The sequence below is a fragment of the Glutamicibacter uratoxydans genome, assembly GCF_006539925.1.
GTDB lineage: Bacteria > Actinomycetota > Actinomycetes > Actinomycetales > Micrococcaceae > Glutamicibacter > Glutamicibacter uratoxydans.
The window spans coordinates 84,792-103,743 of sequence record NZ_BJNY01000014.1; the positions used below are offsets into that span (position 1 = coordinate 84,792).

The window sequence follows — 18,952 nt, forward strand, 5'->3', positions numbered from 1 at the left end:
CGCCCGGCAGCTAGTGCGCAGCTGCTTCTTCCTGCGCAATCAGCCGAGCCAGAGCGCCGAGCTTGGCGCTGAACCCCGCGGCCAGCACATGTGCCTGGGCCAGAGGCATCCAAAAGCAGGTGAACGGTCGGTCGAGGCCGTCGGCCGCATCGGCCTCGCCGCCGAGAAAGCTCTGCTCAAGGCCCGGCAGCAGTGCATCAGCGGGGGCTTCCAGCCAGAAGAAATGGCGGGTGGCTACCTCATCGCGCACTGGAAACAGGTCGTAGTCCTCACTGCCGAGAAATGCGCGCACGCGGGCCTGGATCCCAGATTCTTCGGCTAGCTCTCGCACTGCGGCAGCGGCGGGATCTTCACCTGGCTTTACGGTGCCCGCAGGAACTTGGATACCGGTGGTTCGCAGATCGAAGCCTTTATGGGTGAAGACCAGCACATGCCGCTGGCGCACCAGGAAACAAACTACCTTTTCGCTGCGCGTGCCAGGAGCATTGGCTGGCATCGGAGTCATGGGGATCCTAGGCACCAGCGCCGGACGCGTTGGCTGCGGCGCGGCATTCGGCACAGACCCCATAGATCTCCACCGTGTGCTCGGGGTCGGAGAAGTCGTGCTCGGCGGCCACTCGGGCGGCCCAGCGTTCCACCGAGGGAGCCATCACCTCGACGGTCTTCGAGCAGACCCGGCACACCAGGTGGTGGTGGTGGACCTCGGTGATGCAGCGGCGGAAACGCGCCTCGCCGTCCCCGCTGCGCAGCACGTCGACCAAGCCGTCGTCGGCCATCGACTGCAGCAGCCGGTACACGGTGGCCAGCGAGACCTTCTTCTGCGCTTCCTGCAGCCAGCGGTGCAGCTGCTGCGCGGTGGCGAAGTCGTCAACCTGCTCCAGCGCCTCGGCTAGATCCAGGCGCTGCTTGGTCACTCGGGTTTCGGGCTGGGCCATGGGCGTCCACCATTCCTCTCGCACAGCGTTGTCCGGCGGGCGGTGCGGCGCGAGGAGACGAACCGACACTAGCCACCGGCGGTTTTACCTAATTTTAGCCAACTTTGTGGGCGCTGGCGTGTCTGGTGCTGGCGCGGCAGGTTGCACAAGCCTAGGCTAATGACATGCGCATCACATCCCGCGGGCACGCTTGCCTGGAAATTAGCACAGTTGACGGGTCGTTGCTGCTCGACCCGGGATCCTTCAGCGCGCTGGACGGCGCGTTCACCGGCAAACATGCGGTGTTGATCACGCACCAGCATGCCGACCATGCCGACCAGGGCGCGCTGGCCGCGGCGCTGGCCGCCGATCCGGTCCTTGAACTCCATGCACCGGCCACCCTGGCCGCCACCTTGCGCACCGAGCTTCCCGCGGCGGTGCGCAGCCAGATCCGTGCGGTGCGCGAAGGGGCAGACTTCATCGTCGGCGGCATCAGGGTGCGGACCTTCGGCGGCACCCACGCTACGATCCACCATTCGATCGACCTGGTCCAGAACGTCGGCTACCTGATCGGGGACAAGGCCATGGGCGGCGCCACGCTCTTCCATCCGGGAGACAGCTACCAGGTGCCGGTGGGCGTGCGCCCCGACATCCTGGCCCTGCCGATCATGGCGCCCTGGGGGAAGATGGCGGAGGCGGCCGACTTCGCCGTGGCCACCGCCGCGCCACTGTGGGTGCCGATCCACGACGGGCTGCTCAACGACGCCGGCAAGGCCCTGTTCGACCGGCAGCTGGGCGCCATCGCCGCCCGGAATTCGGCCAGCTACCAACGCCTTGAGGTGCACACCGAGTACCGCGCCGACGATCTTCTGTCCCGCGCCGCGCAGTCGGCCACCGATGCAACGAGTCTGGAAGGACTGGCATGAACCCGCTGATTTCAGCCCAGGAGCTGGCACAGCTGCTCCAGCAGCCGCAGACACCGATCCTGCTTGACGTGCGCTGGTCGCTGGGCCGCGACGACGGCGCCGAACGCTACGCCGCCGGGCACATCCCCGGCGCGGTGTTCGCCGACCTTGAACGCGAGCTCTCTTCCGCCCCCGGGCCCGGCACCGGCCGCCACCCGCTGCCCCTGCCTGAGGATTTTCAGGCCGCTGCCCGCGGCTGGGGCCTCAACGACGACTCGCAGGTCGTGGTGTACGACGACGCCGGCGCGCTCTCTGCCGCCCGCGCCTGGTGGCTGCTGAAGCACGCACGCTTCGAGCAGGTGCAGGTGCTGGACGGGGGATTGGACGCCTGGCGGCAGCTTCCCGGCGCCGAACTTGCCTCCGGCGCCGAGCATAACTCCCCGGGGCAGGTGAACCTGTCATGGGGCCGCATGCCAGTGGCGGAATTCGAGGACCTCAGCTCCATCGCCGGCACGCTGATCGACTCGCGCGCCACCGCCCGCTACCTGGGCATCGAAGAGCCCATCGACCCGGTGGCAGGGCACATCCCCGGCGCCCGCAACCGGCCCACCACCGACAACCTGGATTCCCAGGCGCGGTTCCTTCCCGCCGCGGCGCTGCGTTCTGAGTTCCAGAAGCTCGGCGCGCAGGACGGGGCGGTCGCCTACTGCGGCTCGGGCATCACCGCGGCCCACCAGGTGCTGGCCGCCGCCGTCGCCGGAATCGACATGGGCCTCTACCCGGGCAGCTGGTCTGAGTACGTGACGCATCCCGAAGCGCCAGTGGCCACCAGCGACGAACAACACCGCCATTAGAAAGGCAGCAATGAGCACCCTGTTCACCAAAATAATCAACAAGGAAATCCCGGGCCGCTTCGTCTGGTCCGATCAGCAGTGCGTGGGCTTCCTGTCCATCGGCCCGCTGTCCGACGGGCACACCCTGGTGGTGCCGCGCGAGGAGATCGACGAATTCACCGACGCCTCCGACGAGCTGGTGGCCCACCTGACGCTGGTGGCCACGAAGATCGGCCGCACCCAGAAGCGCGTGTTCAACTCCACGCGCGCCGGGCTGATGATCGCCGGCTTCGAGGTCCCGCATCTGCACGTGCATGTGTGGCCCACCAATTCGCTGGCCGACTTCGACCTGTCCAACGCAGCGGTCAACCCGGACCCGGCGCAAATGGATGCCAACGCCCAGGCACTGCGCGAGGGGCTGCGTGCCGACGGCTACGGGGAATTCGTGCCCGAAGCCTAGCCTCCAGGCGCTGCGCTGAGCTGGCAGCACAACAGGCCCGCCCGAATCATGCGATTCGGGCGGGCCTGTTTTCTGTGGTCCGGTTATTTGCAGACTGGTTGAGTGCGGACCTGCTTCCGCGCGCGGTCAGCGCTAGAGCGCGTCCAGCCCGTCCTTGATGGCCTTGCGGATGCGCTTCTCGCTGACCGAATAGGCGGTGCCCAGCTCTTGGGCGAACAGCGAAATGCGCATCTCCTCCAGCATCCACTTCACCTCTGCCAGCGTTGCCGGAAGCCTGGCGCCCTGCGGCACGCGGTCCAGCGCCGCATCGTAGTCGTCCTCCAGCTTCTGGATCACCATCAGCGCCTGCCCATCGCGGGTCACCGCGCCGCCTGACAGCTTTTCAAGGCGCAGCTCAATGCCCTGAAGGTAGCGCGGCAGGCGCATCAGGTGCGCCGCCCCGGTAGCTGCGATGAAGCCCGGGTAGATCAGCTGCTCGACCTGCGATTTCACATCTGACACCGCGGCGAACATTGCCAGTGAGGTGGTGGACTTCAGCGCCTTGGCGATGCGCGTAGCCGAGGCGAACACCTTGGCCACCACTGCGGTGATGGTGAAGACAGTGTCGATCTGCTCCGCGCGCACCGTTTCAAACAATGCCTCGAAGGCCTTGCGGTTCATCGGCAGCTTCTCAGGAACCAGCTTGTCCACCGCCGCCATGGTGCAGTCGGCGATGAGTTTGTCGATGGACCCGTGCGGGTTCTGCGTGAAGGCGAGCTTCTCCGTGTTGTTCAGGTGCGTAGTCACGAACTTCGCCGCCGGCGGCAGCGAAAGCATGAGCAGCCGGATCACGCCGCTGCGATGTGCGGCATCGCGCTCGAGCGGGGTGCGGAACACCGTCAGGTCTGCCGTGGCGCCGTTGTCGACCAGCCCCGGGTAGGCGGTGATCTGCTGGCCCATCACGGTGGTGGTGACCTTGGCAGGCAGCGTGTCGCCCAGGGTTTCGCCCTTGGCTTCCAGCTGCGGCCAGGCGCTCAGCTTCCGCTGGTCCCAGGCGCCTGTTGCGCCCTGGGACTTCTTGGCTGCGGGCGCCGGGGCTCCGGGCTTGCCCGACGCGGCGCCAGCTGTGCCTGCCTTGCCGCCCTTGCCCTGCTTCTTCCCGGAAGGACCTGGCAGGCCGGGGGAGTTGACCCCGCTGGCCAGCGCCGCCCGGTTGGCGCTTGCCAGCTTGTACTGCAGCGCCGCCAGGTCGTCCCCGCGCCCGATGACCTTGTTCGCCGCATCGGTGACGATGAAGCCGAAGCGCAGGTGCGCCGGCAGAGCGCTGAAGTCGAAGACCGAGGGCTCGACGACCACCCCGCGCAGCCGCCGCAGCACCAGCGCCAGGGATTCGGCCAGGTCGTCGACCGCGGGGTCGAAGTCGGCGTCCAGCATTGCCAGCGCCTTGGCCGCCACATCTGGTGCGGGAACGAAGTTCTTGCGGATCGCCTTGGGCATGGAGCGGATCAGCGCGGTGAGCAGCTCATGGCGCAGGCCCGGGATCAGCCAGGCGAAGCGCGCAGGATCCAGCTGGTTGAGGAACACCACCGGCACGGTCAGCGTCACGCCGTCGCCCTGGCCTGCCTGGGCTGCAGGGTTGTACTCATAGGACAGCGGCAGGTGGATGCTGCCCAGCGGCCACGTGGTGGGGAAGGCCTTCTCATCCAGCTCCTGGGCGTCGGCTGCCAGTAGGGCCTCGGGATCGAAGTCGAGCAGCGTAGGGTCTTCGGTCCGCGCTTTCTTCCACCAGCGGTCGAAGTGGCGCTCCGAATAGACCTGCTCGCCCACGCGCGCGTCGTAGAAGGCAAAGAGGTCCTCGTCGCTGATGCGCAGGTCGTGGCGGCGCATGCGGGTTTCGAGCTCCTCCACCTCTTCGAGCAGCGCGCGGTTCTTGGCGAAGAACTTGTGGTGGGTGCGCCAGTCGCCCTCCACCAGTGCATGACGGATGAACAACTCGCGGGCCAGGTCCTTGTCAACCCGCCAGTAATGGAACTGGCGGCGCGGCACGATCGGCAGCCCGAAGAGCGTGACCTTCTCATAGCCCATCACCGAGCCGTTGCGCCGCGACCAGTGCGGCTCCGAATAGGTGTGCTTGACCAGGTGCGGGGCCAGCTCCTCCACCCAGGCGGGGTCGATCGCCGCATTGGTGCGCGCCCAAAGCCGCGAGGTCTCCACCAGCTCCGCCGACATGATCCAGGTCGGGGACTTCTTGAACAGCCCGGAGCCCGGGAAGATCGCAAAGCGGGTGCCGCGCGCGCCCGCATACTCGCGCTTGCGCTCGTCATAGAGGCCGATGTGGCCCAGTAGGCCGGCCAGCAGCGACTTGTGCACCGCATCCTCGTTGGCCGCCGGTTCAATCGGCGCAGCCGCCACGGTGACGCCCAGGGGCTTGGCCAGCTGGCGCAGCTGGGTGAACAAATCCTGCCATTCGCGCACCCGCAGATAGTTGATGAACTCGGCCTTGCACAGGCGGCGGAACGCGGAGGAGGACAGCTCCTGCTGCTGCTCGCGCAGGTACGCCCAGAGATTCAGCAGGCTGATGAAGTCCGACTTCTCGTCCACGAAGCGCTTGTGCAGCTCGACCGCGCGCTCGCGCTGCCCGGTGTCCTCGCTCGGGCGTTCGCGCGGGTCCTGGATGCTCAGCCCCGCGGCCAGCACCATCAGCTCCTTGGCCACGCCGCGCTGCGCGCCCTCCACGATCATCCGGCCCAGGCGCACATCCAGCGGCAGCTGCGCCAGCTGGCGGCCCACCGCGGTGATCTTCGCCCGCTTGTCGCCCTCCAAGGCGCCCAGCTCGCGCAGCAGATTCACGCCGTCGGAAATCGCCCGCGCTTCCGGAGGCTGCACGAAGGGGAACTGCGCCACCTCCGCGGCCGAGGCCACCACGCCCATGGAGATCATCTGCAGGATCACGCTGGCCAAATTGGTGCGCAGGATCTCCGGGTCGGTGAATTCCGGCCGCGAGAGGTAGTCCTCCTCGGAGTACAGGCGGATCGCAATGCCGTCGGAGGTGCGGCCGCTGCGGCCCGAACGCTGGTTCGCGCTGGCCTGGGAGACCCGCTCGATCGGCAGACGCTGCACCTTGGTGCGATGTGAGTAGCGCGAAATACGCGCCGTACCGGTATCGATCACGTACTTGATGCCCGGTACCGTCAGCGAGGTCTCGGCCACGTTCGTGGCCAGGATGATGCGCGGGGCGCCGCCCGGATGGAAGACCTTGTGCTGTTCAGCCAGCGACAGGCGGGCGAACAACGGCAGCACCTCATAGCGCGGTAGCCGCTTATTGCTGGCGACGAGCGCGCGCAGGGCATCGGCGGCGTCGCGGATTTCGCGCTCGCCGGAGAAGAAGATGAGGATGTCGCCCGGGGCCTCGGCCGCCAGCTCGCGCACCGCATCGGTCACCGCATCCAGCGGGTCGCGGTCGTCCTCCAGCGAATCGGCATCGGCGTCTTCGTCGACGAGATCCAGCTCAGCGCTCAGCGGGCGGTAGCGTAGCTCCACCGGGAAGGTGCGCCCGGACACCTCGAGGATCGGAGCCGGCACCAGTTCGCCGTCCGCGTCGAGCTTCCCAAAATGCGCCGCGAAGCGCTCCGGGTCGATGGTGGCGGAGGTGATGATGATCTTCAAATCCGGCCGCTTGGGCATGATCTGCTTGAGGTAGCCGAGCAGGAAGTCGATGTTCAGGCTGCGCTCGTGGGCCTCGTCGATGATGATCGCCGAGTATTTCTTCAGCAGCTTGTCGCGCTGGATCTCCGCCAGCAGGATGCCGTCGGTCATCACCTTCAGCTTGGTGTTGCGCGAAACCTCGCCGGTGAAGCGGACGTGGAATCCCACCTCGTCGCCGATTTTCGTGCCCATTTCCTCGGCAATACGCTCTGCCACGGTGCGCGCGGCCAGGCGGCGGGGCTGGGTGTGGCCGATCATGCCCTTTTCCGCCAGGCCCAGTTCGATGAGCATCTTGGGCAGCTGCGTGGTTTTGCCCGAACCGGTTTCGCCGGCGATGACAACCACCTGGTTGTTGGCCACCGCGTCGAGGATGTCCTCGCGGCGGGCGGAGACGGGCAGGGCTTCGGGATAGGAAATGGTTAGCGCCATGATTCTTCCATTCTATTAGCGCCGCAGCCCATCGCGCCCGCATTGCCCTGAGCGAAACACACCGCGCCTCACCAGCGCGGTCCAGATCACGTTCGGCGCAAGTCAAATTCGAATTTTGTCCAAAAACCCGTCGACAGCTTCCAGGCCAAAAATACAAAAAGTGTGATTGAAACATCAAATCCAGCGCATTTGTGTGCAACTACGGCGATTTCAAGGTGCAAGTGTCTGCGATGGAGATCAAATTGTGGCCTAAGTGAGGTCGTTCACATGTAAGATCGTGGGTAATCGCCGTCACATGGTCTGGGGTGTTCCCAAGCGGGGCATTCATCCTGCCTTTGCTCCTGGGGCCTGTTGCTCGACGGCGGCCATAACTCGCATCAGGGAACTTTGAAAGGAACCTTCATGAAGCGCTTCACCGCACTGAAATTCGCAGCCATCGCAGCCACCAGCGCGCTGGCACTGACCGCTTGCGGCGGCAGCGGCGACGCTGGCGCCAAGGATGCCGGCAGCGACGGGCCAGTTAAGATCGGCATCGCCCAGTATGTGACCCACCCATCGTTGGATGCAGTGGTGACGGGCTTCAAAAAGGGCATGGAAAACGCTGGCTACACCGGCGACAAGATCTCCTACGACGAGAACAACGCCCAGGCGGACCAGGCAACCAACACCTCCATCGCCGGCAAGCTTGCAGCGGACAAGGACATCGACCTGGTGCTTGCTGTTGCCACCCCGACCGCGCAGGCAGCCGCACAGGCTATCACCAGCATCCCAGTGCTCTTCTCCGCGGTTACCGACCCGGTGGACGCCAAGCTGGTCAAGTCCAACGAGGAACCTGGCGCCAACGTCACGGGCACCTCGGACAAGAACCCGGTGAAGGAGCAGCTGGAGCTGCTTAAGCAGATCAAGCCTGATGCCAAGAACGTCGGCATTGTCTACTCTTCGGGCGAGCCGAACTCGGCAGTCCAGGTCAAGTGGGCGAAGGAAGCCGCTTCTGAGCTGGGCCTGGAAATCAAGGAAGCCGCGATCTCAGCACCAAGCGAAGTCCAGCAGGCTGCAGCTTCCCTGGACGTTGATGCGTTCTACGTACCTACCGACAACGCTGTGGTTTCTGCACTTGAAGGCCTGCTGCAGACCGCCAACAACAAGAAGATCCCTGTGATCGCAGCCGACGGCGCTTCGGTCAAGCGCGGCGCCACCGCGACCTACGGCATCAATTACGAGAAGCTGGGCGAGCAGACCGCCGCGATGGCAGTGAAGATCCTCAAGGGCGAGGCCAAGCCGGCCACCATGCCAGTAGAGACCATCTCCGAGGTCGAGCTGTACCTGAACGATACCGCTGCGAAGAAGATCGGCATCGAATTCTCCCAGGAACTGCGCGACAAGGCTGTCCAGACCTACTAGGTCTATCAGCATCAACCTGCGACAGAAGGCGAGGCGAGCAGCACACCGCCTCGCCTTCGTCGTGACCATCTACTTTTTGACAACTCAAGGATCCGAACATGATCACCGCAGTTGAACTCGGACTGATTTACGCCATTATGGCGCTCGGGGTGTACCTGACCTTCCGCATTCTGGACTTCCCCGATCTGACAGTCGATGGCAGCTTCACCACCGGCGCGGCAGTGGCCGCTGTCAGCATCGTCAACGGAATGAACCCGTGGCTCGCCACCGTGCTTGCCTTCCTTGCCGGCATGGTCGCCGGCGCAATTACCGGCCTGCTGCATACCAAAGGCAAAATTGACGGCCTGCTGGCAGGTATCCTCACGATGATCGCGCTGTATTCGATCAACCTGCGCATCATGGGCAAGGCGAATACGCCGCTGCTCGGCGAAGACACGCTGATTAGCCCGATGCGCGCCGCTGGAATTCTGGGCACATGGCAGTCCATCGCCATCTTCTTCCTCGTCAGCCTGATCCTCGTCGGCGCGACCGTGTGGTTCCTGCACACCGAGATGGGCATGGCGATGCGCGCCACCGGCGACAACGAAGAAATGATCCGCTCCTTCGGCGTCAGCACCGACAACCAGAAGATTCTGGGCTTGGCCCTGTCCAACGGCCTGGTCGCCATGTCCGGCGCTGTCGTTGCCCAGTACCAGGGATTCGCCGACGTCGGCATGGGCATTGGCGTCATCCTCATCGGCTTGGCATCTGTCATCGTGGGCCAGGCAATCTTCACCCAGCGCTACATTTGGCTCGCTGCCCTGGCGGTAGTCATTGGCGCTGTCATCTACCGCCTGGTCATCCAGTTCGCCTTGGGTGCGGGCCTGGAAGTCAACGACATGAAGCTGATTTCCGCTGTACTAGTCGTCGTTGCGCTGCTGCTGCCCAAGTGGAAGGGCTTCCAGAAGATTGTGAAGTCCATCAAAGGCAAGCCGCAGCCAGTAGCAGAAACCAAGGAAGAGGTTCGCTCCAATGCTTGAAATTAAGAACCTGTCTCGCACGTTCTTCCCTGGAACGGTCAATGAGCGCAAGGCGCTGCGCAACATCAACCTCACCCTGTCCGACGGCGAGTTCGTCACTGTCATCGGCTCGAACGGCGCAGGCAAGTCCACCGTGCTGAATATGGTGGCCGGCAAACTGCAGCCGGATGTAGGCTCGGTGTCCATCGCCGGCAAGAATGTCACCAAAATGGCGGACTACAGCCGCGCCAAGTACATCGGCCGAGTTTTCCAGGACCCAATGGCGGGCACCGCACCTACCATGTCCATCGAGGAGAACATGGCGTTGGCCTATTCCCGCGGCAAGTTCCGCGGGTTGGGCCTTGGCGTCAGCCCGAAGCGTCGCGAGTTGTTCGTGGAGGAGCTCAAGAGTCTGGAATTGGGCCTCGAGAAGCGACTGAAGACCAAAGTTGGCCTGCTCTCCGGCGGCCAGCGTCAGGCATTGAGCTTGCTCATGGCGACGTTCTCGGAGCCTAAGATCCTGCTTCTCGACGAGCACACGGCGGCGCTGGATCCGCAGCGAGCAGCTCTCGTGTCGCGCCTGACCAACCAGATTGTGGAACGGCACAAGCTCACCACGTTGATGGTCACCCACAATATGGAGCAGGCGCTGCAATTGGGAACCCGTCTGATCATGATGCACGACGGCGAAATCATCCTCGATCTGGATTCTGCGCAGAAGAGCCAGATGACGGTGAAGGATCTGCTCGGCGAGTTCGAGAAGATCAAGGGTGCGCAGCTCGATGACCGCACCATGCTTCAGTAGATAGCTCTTTCGCTTGGTCCTGCCCTCCACATGAAAAGTGGAGGGCAGGATCATTGCATTGAGATTAGAGGGCCGGTAAAGCAATGGCTGATTCGATGGTGCAGGTTCGCCAAGCGCGTGCCACGGATTCTTCCCGGATCTATGAACTGAGTTCTTTTTCACGCCGTCGTTGTCGCTGCCTCAAGAGCAGTTCACTGTCAGATTCCAGAACATTCTGCACGACGCCAACTGGTTTATCGGCGTGGCCGCTGAGGGAAGGATGTTGTTGGGATACGTAGTGGTTCAAGATTTTGGCCCTGGGCTGCGGGGTTCTTTTTCGGTCGGGCGGATGCATGACATGTTTGTCAATCTTGCGCATCGGCGCCGAGGGGTGGGGCAGGCGCTCATGGAGTCTGTGCAGGCGTGGGCCAGTTCTCGTCCCACACGGTTAATACTCGACTGGCAGGCGCCTTTATCAGCAGTCTCTTTTTATGAGTCCTTGGGCTATGCCGCTGACTACGAAGGGGATTTTCGGAATTTTCCCGGCTTCAGCCTTGAATCTGAGGACGTATAGAAGACACGAATGCCGGGCCTGATCCGCGAGAGGGCAAACAAAATGGGCAGGTTCCACATGTGGAACCTGCCCATTTGGTGCCCCTGAAAGGAATCGAACCTTCGGCCTTCTGCTCCGGAGGCAGACGCTCTATCCACTGAGCTACAGAGGCGTGTTGCGTTAGCAACGAGAACGAGCTTATCAGGTCAATGACCTTTCTGCGTAACTGGACATGCGGCGCTTCGGGTGTCGCGGGCTGGTGATCTTGCACATTGATCGCGTCATGAATGCCCAAACTGCCATATGAATACCGGTAGTCTTAACGGGTGACTCCAGAAGAACTCTCCGCAGCAATATCCGCATGCCTTACCCAGGCCGTAGCAGCCGGCGAAATCACCGTCGACGTTCCCGATAATGTGCGAGTCGAGCGACCCAAGAGCCGTGAACACGGCGACTGGGCGACCAACATCGCACTGCAGCTAGGCAAAAAGGCCGGCATGGCTCCGCGCGATTTCGCGCAGCTCCTTGCCCGACGACTGGCAGAGGTTCCTGGAGTTGGCGCGGTAGACATCGCTGGCCCTGGCTTCTTGAACATCACGCTCGACGCGGCGGCCGCCGGCGAGCTGGCCCGCACCATCGTCGAGGCTGGCAAGCAGTATGGCCGCAATGAAACTTTGGCCGGGCACACCGTGAACATGGAGTTCGTCTCCGCGAACCCCACCGGTCCGCTGCACATCGGCCACACCCGCTGGGCCGCGCTGGGCGATGCGATTGCCCGCGTGCTGCGCGCCTCGGGTGCCGACGTCACCAGCGAGTACTACATCAACGACGCTGGCAACCAGATGAACGTGTTCGCGCGTTCGGTCTACAACCGCATGCACGGCCAGCCGGTCCCAGAGGGCGGCTACCCGGGCGAATACATCAAGGACCTGGCCGACATCGTCGAAGCCCAGGCGCCTGAGCTCAAGGGTCAGGAAGAGGACGCGGTCCTCGCGCAGATCCGCGAGCTGGCCTACAAGGCCCAGCTGGAAGACATCAAGAAGACCCTGGCCGACTTCGGCGTGAGCTTCGATGTGTTCTTCTCCGAGACCGCACTGCACGAGGGCGGGGCAGTGGCCGACGCCGTAGCGCGCCTGCGCGAGCAGGGCCACATCTTCGACCAGGAGGGCGCTGTCTGGCTGCGCACCACCGACTTCGGCGATGACAAGGACCGCGTGCTGATCCGCGCCAACGGCGAGCCGACCTACTTCGCCGCCGACGCCGCCTACTACCTGTCCAAGAAGGACCGCGGCTTCGAAGAGAAGATCTACCTGCTGGGCGCCGACCATCACGGCTACGTCAACCGCCTGAAGGCCATCGCCGCCTGCGCGGGCGATGACAAGGACAAGAACATCGAGGTGCTGATCGGCCAGCTGATCAGCGTCAACGGCGCCAAGCTGTCCAAGCGCGCGGGCAACATCATCGAGCTGCGCGATCTGATCGACTGGATCGGTGCCGACGCCCTGCGCTACTCGCTGGCCCGCTTCCCGGCTGATTCGCCGATCTCGCTGGATCCGGAACTGCTGAAGAAGAACACCAACGACAACCCGGTCTTCTACGTGCAGTACGCCCACGCGCGCTCCGCCGCAGCGGCCCGCAATGCGGCCGCCAAGAACGTCACCCGCGATTCCTTCGACGCTGGCCTGCTCACCGACCCGACCGAGAACGAGCTGCTGGCAGTTCTGGGCCAGTACCCGTCGGTGGTCGCCGGTGCGGCTGAATTCCGCGAACCGCACCGCATCGCCCGCTACCTGGAGCAGGTGGCAGGCGCCTACCACTCCTGGTACGCGGCCACCCGCATCACCCCGGTCGGCGAGGACGAAGCCGTCGCACAGGTGCATTCATCGCGCCTGTGGCTCAACGACGCCACCACCCAGGTGCTGGCAAATGGTTTGGAACTGTTGGGCGTCTCCGCCCCAGAGAGGATGTAACACCCTATGGCATCATCGCCGCTGGCACCTGCCTGGCTGAATTTCCCGAACGACGTTAATGCGCTGCGCGAGATTGAATGGGCCGCAGGCGTGGCCCGCGGCGCTGATGGCCAATTGGCCGTGCAGGGCATCAACGCCACTGCCCTGGCCGCCGAATTCGGCACCCCGCTGTTCGTCATGGACGAGGACGACTTCCGCTCCCGCGCCAAGGGCTTTAAGACCGCGTTCGACGACGCGTTCAAGGACCTGTGCGGCGGGGTGGACGTCTACTACGCCGGCAAGGCGTTTTTGTGCACCGAGGTGGCCCGCGCGGCCACCGCCGAGGGGCTGCGCCTTGACACCTGCTCCGGCGGCGAGCTGGCGGTGGCCCAGGCCGCCGGCGTGCCGGGGGAGAACCTCTCGCTGCACGGCAACAACAAGTCGGCCGCGGAGATCAGCCGCGCCATCGAGCTGGGCGTCGGGCGCATCGTCATCGACTCGCTGGATGAGCTGGAACGCGTGATCCGCGTGGCCGATGCACTGGGGCAGCGCGCCAATGTGATGCTGCGCATCACCCCGGGCGTGCACGCCTCCACCCACGAGGCCATCGCCACCGCCCACGAGGACCAGAAGTTCGGCCTGTCCATTCTGGCCGACGCCTCCGGCACCTCCCCGGCGCTGGCCGCGGTAGCCCGCGCCATCGAAGCTTCCCAGATCAACCTGCTGGGCCTGCATGCGCATATCGGCTCGCAGATCTTCGAGGCCGAGGGCTTCGCCATGGCCGCGCGCACCATGCTCGGCATCCTGGCCCAGATCCGCGACATCCACGGCGTGAGCCTGGGCGAACTGGACCTGGGCGGCGGCTACGGCATCGCCTACACCTCCGAGGACCACCCCTCCACCCCGATGAAGCTGGCAGCGCAGATGGCAGACGTCGTCTCCGCAACCTGCTCCGAGCTGGAGATGGACTGCCCGCGCATCTCCATCGAGCCGGGCCGCGCCATCGTCGGGCCCTCCACCTTTACCCTCTACGAGGTGGGCGTGCGCAAGGACGTGCAGGTGGAAGACGAGGCAGGGGCGCTGCATCCGCGCCGATACATCTCCATCGACGGCGGCATGAGCGACAACCCGCGCCCGGTGCTCTACGACGCGCAGTACACCAGCGTGCTGGCCAGCCGTGTGACGCAAAGCGACGCAATTATTTCTCGCGTAGTTGGGAAACACTGCGAGTCAGGTGACATAGTCGTGAAGGACGTTTACCTGCCCGAGGACGTCGCCGCCGGCGATCTGCTGGCCGTGCCGGCCACCGGAGCCTACTGCTGGGCCCTGTCCAGCAACTACAACTACCTCACTCGGCCCGCCGTGGTGGCGGTGCGCGACGGAGTAGCCCGGCTGATCGTGCGCAGGGAGACGGAAGCAGATTTGTTAGCCCGCGACATGGGAGTTTAATTGAGCGGTGAAAAGAGCCTGAAGGTCGCCCTGCTGGGCGCCGGCACTGTTGGAGCGCAGACAGCAAGGATTTTGCTCGACGACGCCCAAGCGCTGGCCGAGCGCAGCGGCGTGAGCCTGGAGCTGATCGGCATTGCCGTGCGCACCGTGGACGCGAAGCGCGATGTGCAGCTGCCGGCCGAATTGTTCACCACCGACGCCAACGCGCTGATCGATCAGGCCGACGTGGTCATCGAGCTGCTCGGCGGACTGCAGCCTGCAGGGGACTACATCGCCCGCGCGCTGTCCCGCGGCGCCAGCGTGGTCACCGGCAACAAGGCCCTGATCGCCGCCGAAGGCGCCCGCCTGAACGCGCTGGCCGCCGCCAACGGCGCCCAGCTGCGCTATGAGGCGGCCGTGGCAGGAGCGATCCCGATCCTGCGCCCGATCGCCGACTCGCTGGCCGGAGACCACATCACCAAGGTCATGGGCATCGTCAACGGCACCACGAACTTCATCCTCGACGCGATGGATTCCACCGGCGCCGCCTTTGCCGACGTGCTCGCCGAAGCCCAGGCGCTGGGCTACGCGGAGGCCGACCCCACCGCCGACGTGGGCGGGCACGACGCTGCGGCCAAAGCGGCGATCCTCGCCTCGCTGGCATTCCACACCACCGTCTCCTCCGACCAGGTGCACACCGAAGGCATCACCCAGGTGACCGCCGAGGACGTGGCGGCCGCGGCGGATGCAGGCTATGTCATCAAGCTGCTGGCCATCGCCCAGAAGGACGAGGCCGGCGTATCGGTGCGGGTCTACCCGTCGCTGATCAAGCGCAGCCACCCGCTGGCCAGCGTGCGCGGCGCGTTCAACGCCGTCTTCGTCGAGGCCGAGAACGCCGGGGACCTGATGTTCTACGGCGCCGGCGCGGGCGGCAACCCGACCGCTTCGGCAGTGATGGGCGACGTCGTCGCCGTCGCCCGCCAGCTGGCGGCCGGTGCTCCGCTGCCCAACGGCTCGGCGGACCTGCCGGTGAACCTGTTGGACTTCGATCAGATCACCACCCGCTACTGGATCGGCCTATCCATCACCGACCAGCCGGGCGTGCTCGCTCGCGTCGCCGATGTGTTCGGCACGCACGGCGTGTCCATCGAATCCATGATCCAGCACGGCGGCGAAGGCAGCGAGGCGGCGTCCCTGCGCATCCTGACCCACCTGGGCACCGAAGCCGCCCTGCGCACCACCGTCGAAGCGCTTGAGGCGCTGGACGTGGTCAATACTGTTACATCCGTTATGCGAGTTGAAGGAAACTAACGTGGCTCACCAGTGGCGCGGAGTCATCCGCGAATATGCCGACCGTCTGCCAGTAGACGAAAACACCAAGGTCATCACCCTGGGCGAAGGCGGCACCCCGCTCGTCTTCGCACCGGCCCTGTCCGAGCTGACCGGCAATGAGGTGTACCTGAAGGTCGAGGGCATGAACCCGACCGGCTCCTTCAAGGACCGCGGCATGACCATGGCGATGACCGCCGCGGTGGCCGCCGGCGCCAAGGCGGTGGTCTGCGCCTCCACCGGCAACACCTCCGCCTCCGCCGCAGCCTACGCCACCCAGGCCGGCCTGAAGTGCGCCGTGCTGGTGCCGGACGGCAAGATCGCCATGGGCAAGCTCTCCCAGGCCATCGCCCACGGCGCGCAGCTGCTGCAGGTCGACGGCAACTTCGACAACTGCCTCGAGGTGGCCCGCAAGCTGAGCGAAAACTACCCGGTGTTCCTAGTCAACTCCGTGAACCCTGCACGCATCGAGGGCCAGAAGACCGGCTCCTTCGAGGTCGTGGACTACCTGGGCGACGCCCCCGACTACCACCTGCTGCCGGTGGGCAACGCGGGCAACATCACCGCCTACTGGAAGGGTTACAAGGAGTACGCCTCCGAGTACACCAACGCCGCGGGGGACACCCTGGCACCGGTGGCCACCAAGACCCCGATCATGTGGGGCTTCCAGGCAGCCGGCGCGGCCCCGATCGTCGCCGGCCACCCGATCACCGAGCCTGACACCATCGCCACCGCGATCCGCATCGGCAACCCGGCCTCCTGGGAGCAGGCAGAAGCGGCCCGCGACGAGTCAGGCGGCCTGATCGACTCGGTCACCGACGAGGAAATCCTCGCAGCCCACCGCTGGCTTTCCTCCCGCGAAGGCGTGTTCGTGGAGCCTGCCTCCGCCGCCGGCGTCGCAGGTTTGATCAAGCACCATGCAGCCGGCAATGTGCCGAGCGGCAAGAAGATCGTGATCACCGTGACCGGCCACGGACTGAAGGATCCGAACTGGGCGCTGAAGCAGGCCGACGGCACCGAGGTCGAGCCGACCAAGGTGGCCTTCGACGTGGTGGAAGTTGCCACCGCCCTGGGTCTTCACTAAAGCTGGGTCTTCACTCAAGCCCTGCACTAATCAGCAACTCCGCGGCCCGCTGCCTGCCTGAATCTTGGCAGGCGGCGGGCTTCGCACTCTCATCCCCGGCCTGCCTCGCGGCCGAATTATTTACTGAAGTTTTTACTAAGGAACCCCAGATGGAACAGCAGATCGCCGCCGGACAGCAGCTCATCGTGGAACCGCCTGCCACCAGCGCCAATCTGGGCCCGGGATTCGACTCCCTGGGGCTCGCACTCGAATTCCGCGACCGCATTCAGATTCGCACCGGCCAGCACACCAGCGTGCAGATTTCCGGCGACGGCGCCGAGTCGCTGCCCAAGGACGCCTCGCACCTGATCATCGCCGAAATGTACAAGTACTGGGCGGCCCGGGGCTTCGCGCCGGTGGGCATCGAGCTGCAGGCCGAAAACAACATTCCCCACGCCCGCGGCATGGGCTCTTCCGCCGCCGCGATCGTCGCCGCCTATGCCGCCGCCGACGCACTGCTGCCAGAGCACGCACGCGGGGGACAGCAGGCGGTCTTCCAGGCGGCGGCCGCCTGGGAAGGGCATCCGGACAACGTCGCCCCGGCAGTCTTCGGCGGGCTGAGCATCTCCACCACCAACCCCGACGGCAGCTTCTCTACGGCCCTGGTTCCGCTGCACGAGCAGGTCCGCGCGGTGCTCGCGATCCCGTCCAACGGCCTGTCCACGGAGGTGGCGCGCGGCGTTTTGCCTGCTCAGGTCGAGCATTCGGTGGCTGCAGCGAATTCCGCCAGCGCGGCACTGCTGATCCACGCGTTGAGCAACGACCCTTCCTTCCTGCTGGCCGGGACCGTGGACTACCTGCACCAGTCCTACCGTGGCGCGTCGATGCCGCAGAGCACAGAACTGATCGCGCAGCTGCGCGCCGTGGGACTGGCAGCGGTAGTTTCGGGTGCCGGACCGACCGTCATGACGCTGGTTGCCGACGAGGACCAGGCGGCGCGCGCCGTCGAGCAAATTCAGCGATTCAGCGCACAATCCACGGTGTCGTGGAGGGTCGAAGTTCCATCACTTGCCACCAAGGGTGTTACAGTAGAGGTGCTGTAGCACCAAAGCAGTCTCGGATCATGCGGGTTTGACCCCGGTGATGAACCAACAGGCGAGTGCTAAGGGAAGTGCTTACTTCTTCAAGCCGTTCCGAATTTTCTGCAGTTTGCAGCACCTTTGATATCCCACACTCATGCACAGTCGTGCCGTCGAGATATCAGTTTTCAATCCCGGATTTCCGCGATCAACAGTTGTACCTTGATGGCGGGCCGGGCGGTGGAACAGCCATTTTCTTCGCTGCAACACCTCAATTACGGCACAGTGGGCTGCCTGAGGGCACCCAAACAACGAGTCAGAAGGAACTTTCGTGACCGAAACCACGAGCCTGAATGAAGGCGTGGACACCAAGACTTCCGATACCAAGAGCGCCGGTCTGGCCTCTTTGAAGATGACCCAGCTGCAGCAGCTTGCCTCGCAGCTCGGTATTACCGGCGGATCGCGCATGCGCAAGGCGGACTTGGTCTCAGCCATTGCAACCCACCAGCGCGGTGGATCCATTCCTGCCAAGGACGCCGCGGCCAAGTCTGCCGGCGCCAAGAAGGCCGACGCCAAGGCCGAAGAGACGACCGAGGCCGCTTCGGCAGATGCGGCTGGGGCCAAGAAGAGCGCAACGAAGTCGACGCGCACCCGCCGCTCGGCCAAGTCCGAAGCAAAGGCTGAAACTGAGGCCGCCCCGGCAGTGACCGGCGAGGCGACCGCAGCGGTCAAGGACGAGGCACCGGCTGCAGAGGCCAAGGCCGAAAAGCCTGCCCGCACCCGCCGCCCATCGCGCCGCGTCACCGATTCGGGCAAGATCTCAACTCCTGCAGCTGCGCAGGACGCCGAGAGCACCGAAGCCGCCCCTTCGCAGGCAGATGACGCCGCCGAGGCGCAGTCCGGCCAGGAAGCAGCCGCCGCCCGCGCACCTCGCCAGCGCCGCAACACCCGCGCCGCCAAGGCCGAGGCCGCCGCGCAGGCTGAAGCTGGCGAAGCAAACTCCGAAGCAGCCGCAGCGCAGGCCCCGGCAGAAGCCGGCGCCGAGTCGGAGCAGCGCAATGGCGAGCAGCGCGAAGAGCGCCGGAACAACCGCCGCGAGCGCAACAACCGCCGCGACCGCAACGAGCGCAACCAGGACCGAGG

General features: G+C 65.0%; 16 protein-coding genes and 1 tRNA gene. 13 read left to right on the plus strand and 4 right to left on the minus strand.

What is annotated here, in order from left to right:
* Positions 1–10: 10 nt before the first annotated feature.
* Both AUR04nite_RS12785 and AUR04nite_RS12790 read right to left on the minus strand, forming a co-directional pair.
* Entirely contained in the window at positions 11–505 is a 495-nt protein-coding gene (locus AUR04nite_RS12785) for an NUDIX domain-containing protein (RefSeq protein WP_218024683.1), read from the minus strand.
* Positions 506–512: 7 nt separating this feature from the next.
* Positions 513–935, minus strand: a complete 423-nt coding sequence (locus AUR04nite_RS12790) for a Fur family transcriptional regulator (protein ID WP_141365626.1) — start codon at positions 933–935, stop codon at positions 513–515.
* A gap of 164 nt (positions 936–1,099) precedes the next feature.
* On the opposite strand from AUR04nite_RS12790, the gene AUR04nite_RS12795 reads away from it, so the two are divergent.
* The 3 genes from AUR04nite_RS12795 to AUR04nite_RS12805 are packed head-to-tail and all read left to right on the plus strand — an operon-like array spanning position 1,100 to position 3,112.
* Entirely contained in the window at positions 1,100–1,840 is a 741-nt protein-coding gene (locus tag AUR04nite_RS12795; protein WP_141365629.1) for an MBL fold metallo-hydrolase, read from the plus strand.
* A complete protein-coding gene (locus AUR04nite_RS12800) occupies positions 1,837–2,673 on the plus strand; it encodes a sulfurtransferase (protein WP_141365631.1) in 837 nt (278 codons plus the stop codon). Before AUR04nite_RS12795 ends, AUR04nite_RS12800 begins: the two co-directional genes overlap by 4 nt.
* A 10-nt stretch (positions 2,674–2,683) precedes the next feature.
* The gene (locus AUR04nite_RS12805) at positions 2,684–3,112 is read left to right on the plus strand and encodes an HIT family protein (protein WP_141365633.1); all 429 of its coding nucleotides are present in this window, start codon (positions 2,684–2,686) and stop codon (positions 3,110–3,112) included.
* Between the two features lie 132 nt (positions 3,113–3,244).
* Here the strand turns inward: AUR04nite_RS12805 and hrpA are convergent, their stop codons facing one another.
* Positions 3,245–7,225 carry an ATP-dependent RNA helicase HrpA gene (hrpA, locus tag AUR04nite_RS12810; protein ID WP_141365635.1) on the minus strand — a complete coding sequence of 1,327 codons (3,981 nt, stop codon included), beginning with the start codon at positions 7,223–7,225 and terminating at the stop codon, positions 3,245–3,247.
* Between the two features lie 402 nt (positions 7,226–7,627).
* On the opposite strand from hrpA, the gene AUR04nite_RS12815 reads away from it, so the two are divergent.
* From AUR04nite_RS12815 to AUR04nite_RS18545, 4 genes are all read left to right on the plus strand, one after another.
* Positions 7,628–8,626, plus strand: a complete 999-nt coding sequence (locus AUR04nite_RS12815) for an ABC transporter substrate-binding protein (protein ID WP_141365637.1) — start codon at positions 7,628–7,630, stop codon at positions 8,624–8,626.
* A gap of 98 nt (positions 8,627–8,724) precedes the next feature.
* Positions 8,725–9,645, plus strand: coding sequence for an ABC transporter permease (locus AUR04nite_RS12820; RefSeq protein WP_141365639.1), 921 nt, complete (start codon positions 8,725–8,727; stop codon positions 9,643–9,645).
* Positions 9,638–10,429 carry an ABC transporter ATP-binding protein gene (locus tag AUR04nite_RS12825; protein ID WP_141365641.1) on the plus strand — a complete coding sequence of 264 codons (792 nt, stop codon included), beginning with the start codon at positions 9,638–9,640 and terminating at the stop codon, positions 10,427–10,429. Before AUR04nite_RS12820 ends, AUR04nite_RS12825 begins: the two co-directional genes overlap by 8 nt.
* Before the next feature lie 169 nt (positions 10,430–10,598).
* Complete coding sequence (locus AUR04nite_RS18545) at positions 10,599–10,982, plus strand: GNAT family N-acetyltransferase (RefSeq protein ID WP_141365643.1); 384 nt, start codon at positions 10,599–10,601, stop codon at positions 10,980–10,982.
* Between the two features lie 75 nt (positions 10,983–11,057).
* Here the strand turns inward: AUR04nite_RS18545 and AUR04nite_RS12835 are convergent.
* A tRNA-Arg gene (locus AUR04nite_RS12835) sits at positions 11,058–11,133 on the minus strand.
* Positions 11,134–11,287: 154 nt separating this feature from the next.
* On the opposite strand from AUR04nite_RS12835, the gene argS reads away from it, so the two are divergent.
* The 6 genes from argS to AUR04nite_RS12865 all read left to right on the plus strand — a co-directional run.
* Positions 11,288–12,931 (plus strand): arginine--tRNA ligase, encoded by a 1,644-nt coding sequence (gene argS, locus AUR04nite_RS12840; RefSeq protein ID WP_141365645.1) that lies wholly within the window; start codon positions 11,288–11,290, stop codon positions 12,929–12,931.
* Between the two features lie 6 nt (positions 12,932–12,937).
* Entirely contained in the window at positions 12,938–14,359 is a 1,422-nt protein-coding gene (gene lysA / locus AUR04nite_RS12845) for a diaminopimelate decarboxylase (protein WP_141365647.1), read from the plus strand.
* Entirely contained in the window at positions 14,360–15,649 is a 1,290-nt protein-coding gene (locus tag AUR04nite_RS12850; RefSeq protein WP_141365649.1) for a homoserine dehydrogenase, read from the plus strand. It begins immediately after the preceding gene.
* Position 15,650: 1 nt separating this feature from the next.
* Positions 15,651–16,751, plus strand: a complete 1,101-nt coding sequence (thrC, locus tag AUR04nite_RS12855; RefSeq protein WP_141365651.1) for a threonine synthase — start codon at positions 15,651–15,653, stop codon at positions 16,749–16,751.
* Between the two features lie 149 nt (positions 16,752–16,900).
* Positions 16,901–17,833, plus strand: a complete 933-nt coding sequence (gene thrB / locus AUR04nite_RS12860; protein ID WP_141365653.1) for a homoserine kinase — start codon at positions 16,901–16,903, stop codon at positions 17,831–17,833.
* Between the two features lie 307 nt (positions 17,834–18,140).
* Positions 18,141–18,952: Rho termination factor N-terminal domain-containing protein (locus AUR04nite_RS12865; protein ID WP_174787884.1), on the plus strand; the 812-nt coding region annotated here is incomplete at its 3' end.

Coding starts and splice junctions, on each gene's coding strand:
- AUR04nite_RS12785 (WP_218024683.1), bottom strand. CDS start 505: ATGACTCCGATGCCAGCCAATGCTCCTGGCACGCGCAGCGAAAAGGTA.
- AUR04nite_RS12790 (WP_141365626.1), bottom strand. CDS start 935: ATGGCCCAGCCCGAAACCCGAGTGACCAAGCAGCGCCTGGATCTAGCC.
- AUR04nite_RS12795 (WP_141365629.1), top strand. CDS start 1,100: ATGCGCATCACATCCCGCGGGCACGCTTGCCTGGAAATTAGCACAGTT.
- AUR04nite_RS12800 (WP_141365631.1), top strand. CDS start 1,837: ATGAACCCGCTGATTTCAGCCCAGGAGCTGGCACAGCTGCTCCAGCAG.
- AUR04nite_RS12805 (WP_141365633.1), top strand. CDS start 2,684: ATGAGCACCCTGTTCACCAAAATAATCAACAAGGAAATCCCGGGCCGC.
- hrpA (WP_141365635.1), bottom strand. CDS start 7,225: ATGGCGCTAACCATTTCCTATCCCGAAGCCCTGCCCGTCTCCGCCCGC.
- AUR04nite_RS12815 (WP_141365637.1), top strand. CDS start 7,628: ATGAAGCGCTTCACCGCACTGAAATTCGCAGCCATCGCAGCCACCAGC.
- AUR04nite_RS12820 (WP_141365639.1), top strand. CDS start 8,725: ATGATCACCGCAGTTGAACTCGGACTGATTTACGCCATTATGGCGCTC.
- AUR04nite_RS12825 (WP_141365641.1), top strand. CDS start 9,638: ATGCTTGAAATTAAGAACCTGTCTCGCACGTTCTTCCCTGGAACGGTC.
- lysA (WP_141365647.1), top strand. CDS start 12,938: ATGGCATCATCGCCGCTGGCACCTGCCTGGCTGAATTTCCCGAACGAC.
- thrB (WP_141365653.1), top strand. CDS start 16,901: ATGGAACAGCAGATCGCCGCCGGACAGCAGCTCATCGTGGAACCGCCT.